Source organism: Sorangiineae bacterium MSr11954 (assembly GCA_037157815.1).
GTDB classification, from domain to species: domain Bacteria; phylum Myxococcota_A; class Polyangia; order Polyangiales; family Polyangiaceae; genus Pendulispora; species Pendulispora albinea.
In genome coordinates this window covers 2,771,201-2,780,776 of sequence record CP089984.1, presented here as the reverse complement: position 1 = coordinate 2,780,776, position 9,576 = coordinate 2,771,201, and the positions used below count along the sequence as shown (strand labels likewise).

The following is a 9,576-nucleotide window of genomic DNA, read 5'->3' as shown; positions in this document are numbered from 1 at the left end:
TTAGCCCAGGAGCGACTCGAGGTCGCGCAAAAGCTCGCTGAAGCCGATGGGTGACAGCTCGGCGAGCGGCGCCGTGTCGTCGTTGCTCCAAGAGGGCTCACCTCGGGCGAGGGTGACCACGCCGAGCTTTTGCTCCGGCGACTCGCTTATCATCCCCGTGTAGATCCCGGGCTCCAGATCGAGGCACGCGATCAGCCCACCGCCGAGCGGCTTCTCGTACCAGCAGACCACGCCCGCGTCCTGCGGCGGCCCGCGCCTCCATCCGCGCGCGTCGAGGCCGAGCACGCGCCCCGTGGGCACCGTGATCCCCGCGACCCGCTCCAGTTTCGTGGAGCTCTTCTCCGCCTCGGTGGGCGCCGCCGTCTCGCGCGAGAGCTGCGCGAAGGGCTGCAGGATCTCGTAGTCGGCAAAGATTTGGCCCCACGACGTGGCCAGGCCCGTGTCGAGCTCCAGCCGGTGCACGATCCCCACCTGTGCGTCGCCGGCCAGCGCGAACTCGCGCTCGTTCACGTCCGTAAACGTATTGTCCTCCGCCACCCGAAACGCCTGCCGGAGCGCGCCATCCGCATCGTAAAGGCCCCAAACCAAGCGGCGCACCACGTGGATGAGCAGCGGGTGCTCCACGAAGAAGGCGCGAAACACCTCGGCGGACCAGCGCCGCTCGGCGCACATGGAGAGCTCGAGGCGCACGATCTGGCCGCTGGCGATCGTCTTTGCGTCTTTTTTGAGGGCCTTCCACGTCTCGACGGCGGCCTTCGCCTTCTCCATATCGTCGGATTGCTTTGGCTTCGGCAGATCGGGCAGACGGTTGCCGCCGTCGTCCACCACGTGCGGCTTGAGCATCTCGTCGAAGCGCACGCGGAACCCGCGCGGGCCGAAATCGAGGCGCAAGGAGCCGCGCTCGTCCAGGCCGAGATCGGGGACCAAGCGATCGGCGAGCTCGTCCCCCGTGAGGCCGCGATCGCCCGCGACCTGCTGGATCTTTTCGCGCGCCTTCTCCTGCAGCCCTTTGAACTTCAACTTTTGCGCGATGCCATGCAAATGCATGAGCGCCACGTCGGTCCCAATGCGGGCCAGCACGTCGAGCCCCACCACGGCGCGGGCGTGCGCGGCCTCGCCGGGCCATGCGCGGATGAGCGGGGTGAGCTTGCGCGCGCTCTCGTCGTCGCCGAGCAGGCCGAGCGCGTGAAAGGCCCACTGCTCTTTGGAGGGCGCGCCGCCGAGGAGCCACGCGTGAAAGAGATCCCACGCAAAGGCGGCCAGGGATTTGGCGTCGCAGGCCTCCGCGACCTCGAGGAGGCCGGGGTACGGATCGCCTTGCGCGGTGAACGCGAGCATGGCGCCCAGCTTCTCGACGGCCGCGAGCGGGAGCGCCTTCGTTCGCCCCGCGAGCAGAGGGCGCGCAAAGGCCCTGGGCTCCCAGAACGCCGGCATCTTCGGCGCCTTCGCGAGGAACACGAGGAATGGGTCGACGTCGAGCACCGCGCGGAGCCCCTGCTCGGCGCCCGCTCCATATCTCTTCGCCACCGCTTCCAAGATCGCGCCATGACCGCGCGCCGCGAGGAAGCGAAGCGCCCGCCCCGCGGCCTCGCGCGGCGCGCCCGAGGGCCCGAGCGCAGGCGGGATCAAGCCCACGGCGGCTGCCTCGGGGAACGCGAGGAGCCAAGCGACGGCGTCCGGCCGCGCCCTTTTGAGGTTCATGAAGGCGTGCGCCATCAGGGGCGCGACGCGCGCCGAGCGAGCCCGAACGAGGGCGCGGGCCGCGGCGGCGGGATCGCCCTCGGCCGAGCGGATCGCGAAGTCGAGCAGCGCGATGCCGGGGGCCCACTCCAGCGGCTCGTCGAAGGGCAACGGGGTGAGCTCCAGCACATGGGCGGTCTTGGCAGCCTTCGCCGGCCTGGCGACCGGAGGCGACGGCCGCAGCACCCGCGGAACCTCGTCCTCCGAGGCCTCTTCGGCGACGCGATTCTGCGCTTCCAACTGTACGAAGATCTCCCGCGCGGCCGGGGAGAGCGCCGCCTTCGCCGCCAAAAGCTCCTCGCTCTTGGCCGAGGAGACGACGATCTTGAGGAGCGTCTTTGCAGCCTCGGCGGCCGCGCCCTTCCCGGTGGCCGCCTGCGCGAGCGGCACCACCGATACGGCCGGGTGGGCCGTGAGGTACGAAGCGGCCACCGGGCGGAGCTCCCGAACGGCGAGCTGCTGGATGAAGAACGCGGCGACGTCGTCGGTCACCAAAACCGCGAGCGCCTCCGCGAGATCGCGCACCACCTCCGCGACGCTTTTACCGACTTGCGCGGAGATCGACTCGACGAGGAAGGCCGTCGCCGACGCGCCATAGCGGGCCACGAGATCGTAACGAATCGCGCGGATGGCATTGGCCACTTCCCAGGCGCCGGGTTGGCCGGCTCGCGCGAGCAGGGCGCGCGCTGCGTCCATCGAGGGCGCGGAGACGAGCAGGGGCCAAAGCCACGGCGGCGAGCGGTGGTTTTGGGGCGATGGGATGGCGAGATCGCCGGCGGACCACTCGGGGCGCTCGAACGCGGCCGCGAGCAGGGCGCGCAGCCCGGGAGCCGAACCGCGGGCGAGCGCCTCCGCCTCGTTTCGAAGCTCCGCATGCTCCGCCTCGCCCGCGCGGACCGCGACCGCACGCAACGCGCGCCAGCCGTCGCTGGGATCGCGAAACCACGGGACCTTTTCGGCTTCGTCCGGGGTGAGGGCGAGGTGCTCGCTGTCGATTTCGACGCCGGTGGCCGACACGAGCGCGAGGGCGCGGAGCGCGAATGCGCCGCCCTCCACCGCAGCCCAATAGCGAATGAAATCATCGGCGCGGCTGGTATCGCCCCACGTCACCTTTCCGCCGATCAGCGCATATGCGTCCGCCTGCGTTTCGAGGTCGAGCGCGCCCGGCACCTTCCCATCGGCGAACGCCGCGCGCGCACGGATCATACGCGCTTCGTGCGCACCAGGCCTCTCCTGGCCTCGATCGAGGAGCGCGCCGAGCGCCGTCATCGCCTTTGCAATCTTCGTATATGCCGTCTTCGAATCCGGCTCTCGTGGGGTAACCACGTTCGAGCCGCGAATGGGGGCCACCTCGCGAAGCGCGGTGTCCGTCCAGGCGAAGATTCCGGATGATGACGGAGCTTCGGGCGCGGCCGGCGCGGGCTCGGAGGCGGCGGGCGCCGTGGCGCCATTTGCGTCTCCGACCTCGGCATACCCCGTTTTCACCTTTTCCCGAGCGACCTTCCGCATGATCGCACTTCTATCATGCGCCCGAGCATTTCCGAACGGGAACGACCCCGCCGTCAAGCCCTTCACGTCAGCCCCCGCACACCGCGCGCAGCGGCTCGACGGCATGTCGCCCCGACACGTCAGGTTCTTATCGATGCGCATCGCGCGAATCTTCGCTAGTTCGATTGAATCCAGCGAACACGAGGGCGTCCAATTGGGATGTTCCTCACGATCCCCATGGCCGGGTTCCTGGTGTCGCACACGGTGTATGCGCAGACACGGACCGTCCCCACGAGCCCCGAAAAGGAGGAGCCAAAGATCGAGGAGGTCGTCGTTCGCGCCAAGCCGCCGCCGCGCAGCGCGTCCGACTGGGAGGCGGACGAAAAGGTGGTCGGCTCCACGCCGCATGAAACGGGCGCGGATGCGCTCCGAGTCATTCCGGGGGCGTTCGTGAGCGACCGCGGATTGCTCGGGCGTGCGCCCCACCTTTCGCTCCGCGGGTTCGATGGAACGTCGGGGCAAGACGTGGAGGTCTTCGTCGAGAACATACCGCTGAACCAGGCGTCGAACATTCGCGCCCCGGGCTATGCGGACATGCGCCTGGTGATGCCCGAGGTCATCAAATCCGTGCGCATCCAGAATGGCCCCTACGATCCCCACCAAGGCGACTTTGCCATCGCCGGATCGGCGCATATGGAGCTCGGGCTTCCGAAAGCAGGATTCTGGGGTAAAGGGACCTTGGGCTCCTTTCGCTCGCGGCGCATCTTCCTGGGGTACGTGCCAAATGGGGATTTCTGGCGCGACTGCTTTGCAGCCTTCGAGACGTATTCGACGGACGGCGCAGGGACCGGCCGCGCCGGCGAGCGAAGCTCGTTCATCGCGCAATTCGCGACGGCCAAGCAGGACATGTCCTTTCGCTCCGTCCTCGCCATCGGCACCGGGCGCTTCGATTTCCCGGGCTATCTCGATCAGGGCTTCGTCGAGCGAGGCGGCTACCCCTACACCTCGCGGCAACCCCTGGGCCGCGATCGCGCCTCGCATGCCCACCTCGGGGCCGTCCTACAATGGACCATGGATGGCGGCGTCATGGAAGTTGGCGCCTTTGCTTCGCGCGTGAAAATGGGATTTCACGAGAACCTCACCGGTTACGTATTCGATGCCACCGCGGGCATCCCCCCCGCCGCCAGCGATGACGCGGAACAGGTCAACGAGTCCTCCACCATCGGCATCTCGTCCCGGTATCGCCATCACGTGAAATTGACGTCCAAACGCGATCTGGTGGAGCTCGGAGTCTACGCGCGCCTCGACAATGTCGATCAAAGCGACACGCGCCTCGTTTCCGATGGAACGGTTCACACCCGGCTGGTGGATGCCACCGTCAGCGCGACCAACTTGGCGGCTTATGTCGATACGCGCCTTCATCCCGTCAAGCATCTTACGGTGCGCGGCGGCACCCGCCTCGATTCCCTGACGTATGCCGTCAAAGATCGCACGAACAACCAAGGCCTCGAGCGCTCCGCGCAAGGGTTTCACCTCGGCAACAAGGTGACCTTCGACTACTTCAGCGGCAGCGGCGTCCACTGGATCGCCAGCTACGGCGAGGGATTTCGATCCCCCCAAGCGCGAACCTTGAGCGAAGGAGACCGCGTACCTTTCGCCACCGTGCAGAGCTTCGAGGCGGGTGTTCGGGTGAAGGATCGCATCTGGCAAGCTTCGCTTTCGGGCTTTCAATCGTGGCTCAGCCAAGACCGCGTCTTCGATCCCACCTTGCGGCAGAACAGCGAGGCGCCCGGCTCGCGCCGCACGGGCGTTTCGTTCGCGGTGCAGGCGCGAAGAGGCATGTTCGGCAGCACCACCAGCGGCACGTACACCTACGCCGTATTCACCGGCTCGGATCGACGGTTCCGCGAAGGCGACATCGTCCCCTACGCACCGCGGATGGTCCTCCGGGAGGACGCCTACGTGATGGGCAATCTGGCCAAGATCGGCGATGACCACCTCGTCGGAAGGATCGGTTTGGGGTTGGAGGGCGCCGCCATGCGCGAGCTGCCCGGCGGCACCGACGGAAAGAATGTCTTCTACGTCGATGCCCTGGCCACCCTCGGCTGGCGCGAGGTGGAGCTCGGAATCAGCGGCATCAATTTGCTCAATCTCCAATATTACGATTCGCAATACGTTTATGTATCCAACTTCGACAAGGACCCGAACTTGCCCCCACCGTCCCCCCATGTCCTCGTCGCGCCGCCGGCCAGCATCTTCGTCTCGCTGCAGATTCACCTTCCGCCTAAGAAACGGGATCCGAACCAGTATGATGAATGAGGCCATCCGCGACCGGCCCTTCGAATCGCGCCACCAGCTCGGGGTCGGCGAAGAGCACGATTCGAGCGATGCCGCCGGCTCCGAAGCTCAAAACGGCAACGCCGAAAGCACGGTGTACGCCGTCTTCTCCACGACGGTAAGCGATGGTGGCGAGCTGGCCATTGGCGCGCGTCGGAGCCATACGCCATTCGCCGGGTGAGCCCAGGGCATGGTGCACGATGTAGGGGGCGCAGGTCGTCTTGCCCGAGAACCAGGTGATGGCCGGCACCATTTCCAAGGTCGCGTCCTCGCACAAAAGCTGCTCGATGGCGGCGGCGTCGGAGCTCTCGAAGGCCGCGATATAGCGATCGAGCAGCGCGCGGGCCTCGGGCGCGGTGGGCTCGCGAACGTCTTCGGCCGCCGGCATCACCTCGTCGAGCCGGGCGCGCGCGCGCTGGAGCATGCTCTTCACGGCCGCGGCGGTGATGTCGAGCATCTCGGCCACCTCCTCGGCGGAGAAGGCCAGCACCTCGCGCAGCAACAGGACCGCGCGCTGGCGCGAGGGCAAGTGTTGCCAGCTGGCGATCAGCGCCAGCCGCAAATCCTGCCGCGACACGGCGATGGCTCCGGGATCGTCGGATTCGGAGCTGACGAGGGCATCTGGAATGGGCTCCACCCAATCCACCTCCGGCCCCGCGAACACCGGCGCCGCGTGCGGATCGCGGCTCGGCGCGCCCAGGCCCGAGGGGAGCGCGCGCCTTTGGCGCTGGCGCTGCTCCAGCGCGGTCAGGCACGCGTTGGTCGCGATTTTGTAGAGCCACGCGCGCAAGGACGCGCGCGCCTCGAACGTGCCTTCCGCGCGCCATGCGCGCAGATAGGTCTCCTGAACGACGTCCTCGGCGTCGTCCACCGAGCCGAGCATGCGGTAGCAGTGCGCGAGGAGCTCGCGCCGGAACGGCTTGATGCGTTGAACGAACTCCCCACTATCCGACATTCCGCTCTCCGTCGAAGGCATCGTCACGTCTCCCGCTCGGCTCGATGATCCGTATTCTCAGGTTAAAGCAGGTTGGTACACGCGGGTGCAGCTTAGAGCGCCGCGGCGCGATCGCGCGAGTCGATCGCCGCCGCGGCTGCGCTCTCGCGGACCGTGAGGCCGAGCTTGGGCGCGACCCACGCCGCAAACCGACGGATCGCCTCGTCCGCTTCGGGCGCGCGGCCCGCGGCCATCTGGAACGTGTGCTGTTGGTCGGGGAAGACGTCGCGCCGCACCTCGACCCCGTATTTGCGGGCGCGCCCCTCGAGCAAGCGCGTGTCGTCCAGCAAGGTCTCGTCGCTGCCGACCTGAATGTAGATGGGCGGGAAGCCGGAGAGATCGGCGTACAGCGGGTTGGCGAGCGGATCCTTCGCGCTCCCCTCCTTCCCGAGGAACGCGTCGACCAACCCTTGCACGACCTCCCTGTAGAAGAACGCGTCCTTCTCGTGGTTCGTCTCGTACGACGCGCCCGAGAGCTCCATATCCGACCACGGGGATATGAGCATCAGCGCGGCCGGCTGCGGGAGCCGTCGCTCGCGCGCGCGGAGGACCGTGGTGAGGCAAAGGCCGCCGCCGCTCGAGTCTCCGGCGAACGCCATACGCTCCGCGCGGAAGCCTTGATCGAGCAGCCATTGGAACGCGGCCGTCGCATCATCGACTTGCGCGGGGTGAGGGTGCTGGTACGAGAGGCGATAGTCGGCAATCAACGCGCGCGCGCCGACGGCCTTGGCGAGGTGGCCGAAGAGCTTGCGGTGCGTGTAGCGCGATCCGCCGACGAAGCCGCCGCCGTGCAGGCACAAGATCACGCGGTCGGCCGCGCATCCCTTCGGCACCACCCACATGGCGGGGACACCGTTGGCGTCCACCTCGAGGTAGTCCACGGCGCGGGGCTCGGCCGTCACGTCGCCCCAGTGATCGATGTGCCCGAGCGGGTCGATCGGATCGGGGTTGAGCCGAGCCTCGGTCCAGGCCCGATACATGTCTTTGATGGCTTGGGATTCCTTGCTTGCCATGATGATTTCCTCTTACCTTTCAGGCTGCGTGCTCGGGGCAATTGTGAAAAGCTTCGACCTGCCAGCGTCCATTCACCTTGGCGAGGACCCATGTCTCGCGCGCCCACTCCTTCGCGGGCGGCTCGGTCTGGCCCGCCAGGACGACCCCGCCTTTGCTGGTGACGATGGCGGCGTCGTCGCCGAGGAACCGGATTGCCTGCACCTCGTATTGGGCGCGGGAGCCTTTGAGCTGCCCCGCGAACAAGGCGGCCATGGTGGCCCGGATGGCGTTCCGGGACGGCAGGTGGCTCCCCGGCAAGGTTGCCGTCGCGTCCGGCCCATACGCCGCGACGAACGCGTCCGCGTCGTTGTCGGCCCACCCCTTGTAGACGCTCGCGATCGCCGCGCGCACCGCGTCCTCGTTCCCATCTCGGCTCGTGTCGTGGTTCTTGCTGGTCATGTTGGTCTCTTTTCTCGGGCTTTTCGTGCGCCCTGGAGATGAGACCCGCGCGTCACCCGAAAGGAATCGGTGCGGCTCGTTTTTTTTGGTCCGTGCCGCGCTCTCCCACAACCAGGCTCAAGAGCATCGGCGGCCCCGGGACTTTCGCTCGCCCCATGCAAATCACGTTTTGCGAGGACCCGTGTTCGTAATGCGATATGCGCGCGCACTTCGAAGCAAAACTACATAACGAAGTTGACGAAGAAGGATTTGCGGTCGTGAATCGTTCAACGCGTCACGTCCACATCGTCAATTGAATTTACTTGCGCCACTGGTATTACCAGCGTAGAGCACGAGCCTCGATCGTGCAGCGCGAAGCGATCGAGGTGCGGCCGAGGTGCCTGTTTCGATGCGGGTGGAAGGAACGACATGAAAAATGTCCTATCGCACACGGGGTGTTCGTTCATCGAATCGCCTTCCGCGAGCATCGCCGGCCGACGCGAGCGGCGCATCTTCGAACGCAACGTCAGCCGGCGTGAGCGGCGGACCAACGAGTGTGCAAATGACACTTTGATTTCCGCCCGAGCACAGCGACAAGCGCGCATTCGGAACGATGAGCGTCCTCATCATTACCGAGCGACTCACCTTCTGAGCAGCTCGTTGGGCAACTCTCTGGACAGCGCGCGGAGCTGCGGATCAACGCCGATCCACCTTGCAACTTCGTCTCATCTTCCTACATGGATCGATCGTTCACCGGCCCTGCCCGTGAAGATGTCCGGGGGGTCGCCCCCGGAATGAAAGTCCATGTACGGAGCCGTCGATTTTCTCGACTATTGCGTCCCGCCGCAGCGCGTGGATGCACGCGGCCGATGCACCTGAATGCATGTATGCACACCGCTCGAAGTGCGAAATTCATTAAATCATGGTGGGCGGCCCTTATCGCGCTTAGGCTTCCCTCGTAATGAAGCGAAGGGCCGCTCCGATCCGAACGCACGGTCGATGGACATACCGCTTGGACGAATGCGGCCGTTCGGGTGTTTCGCGCGTCTCGAGCCAACAAGCTCGAACCGGTACAGATATGTTTCGTGCACGCATGATTGCGATGCGCAGTTCGCGTGATTCGCGCGCTTTCGAGCCATTCCAAAGCACTTCGTGCGACAGCCCGTTTCGGCTCACATCCCATGGATGTGATAACAACGCGCAAGCGCGTTAGCGTCCGATCCCGACGCAGAGCGCGGCTACCGAATGAGACCAGCCAACCAACATCGAATGCCGATGCCGCTCAACGGCAATTGAATGCATTCGAATCGGCCCCCGCGCGGTCCCCTCGAATCCGCGCGCGGCTCGTGTCACGCGAGTGTCAACTTCGCCCGGCGCGGAACGTCTCGTGCACCTGTCCGAATTGGGGCTTGCGGTGATACCGGTGTCCAATCTTTACTTGACACGATGGTTTGCTAAAGGCACTTTACATCGGGGGAGCGTTGCAGGGAGATGAGCGCAAATCCTGGCTCGTGCAAGGAGCTTTCCAATGGAAGACAGCCGATCGACTCGGCTCGAGGTCGCAGGCCTTCGAGCCACACGATGTT

Annotated in this window: 5 protein-coding genes; 1 reads left to right on the top strand and 4 read right to left on the bottom strand. The window is 66.1% G+C overall.

What is annotated here, in order from left to right:
• Complete coding sequence (locus LZC94_10725; protein WXB17724.1) at positions 1 to 3,249, bottom strand: DUF4132 domain-containing protein; 3,249 nt, start codon at positions 3,247 to 3,249, stop codon at positions 1 to 3.
• Between the two features lie 198 nt (positions 3,250 to 3,447).
• Here LZC94_10725 and LZC94_10720 point away from each other — a divergent pair, with 198 nt between their 5' ends.
• A complete protein-coding gene (locus LZC94_10720) occupies positions 3,448 to 5,547 on the top strand; it encodes a TonB-dependent receptor (protein WXB17723.1) in 2,100 nt (699 codons plus the stop codon).
• Here LZC94_10720 and LZC94_10715 read toward each other — a convergent pair.
• From LZC94_10715 to LZC94_10705, 3 genes are all read right to left on the bottom strand, one after another.
• Positions 5,513 to 6,520: a sigma-70 family RNA polymerase sigma factor gene (locus tag LZC94_10715; protein ID WXB17722.1), complete on the bottom strand. Its 1,008-nt coding sequence runs from the start codon at positions 6,518 to 6,520 to the stop codon at positions 5,513 to 5,515. The two genes, LZC94_10720 and LZC94_10715, sit on opposite strands and share 35 nt — an antisense overlap.
• Positions 6,521 to 6,612: 92 nt before the next feature.
• Complete coding sequence (locus tag LZC94_10710; GenBank protein WXB17721.1) at positions 6,613 to 7,572, bottom strand: alpha/beta hydrolase; 960 nt, start codon at positions 7,570 to 7,572, stop codon at positions 6,613 to 6,615.
• A gap of 19 nt (positions 7,573 to 7,591) precedes the next feature.
• A complete protein-coding gene (locus LZC94_10705; GenBank protein WXB17720.1) occupies positions 7,592 to 8,011 on the bottom strand; it encodes an SgcJ/EcaC family oxidoreductase in 420 nt (139 codons plus the stop codon).
• Positions 8,012 to 9,576 lie beyond the last annotated feature (1,565 nt).

Coding starts and splice junctions, on each gene's coding strand:
- LZC94_10725 (WXB17724.1), bottom strand. CDS start 3,249: ATGCGGAAGGTCGCTCGGGAAAAGGTGAAAACGGGGTATGCCGAGGTC.
- LZC94_10720 (WXB17723.1), top strand. CDS start 3,448: ATGTTCCTCACGATCCCCATGGCCGGGTTCCTGGTGTCGCACACGGTG.
- LZC94_10715 (WXB17722.1), bottom strand. CDS start 6,520: ATGTCGGATAGTGGGGAGTTCGTTCAACGCATCAAGCCGTTCCGGCGC.
- LZC94_10710 (WXB17721.1), bottom strand. CDS start 7,572: ATGGCAAGCAAGGAATCCCAAGCCATCAAAGACATGTATCGGGCCTGG.
- LZC94_10705 (WXB17720.1), bottom strand. CDS start 8,011: ATGACCAGCAAGAACCACGACACGAGCCGAGATGGGAACGAGGACGCG.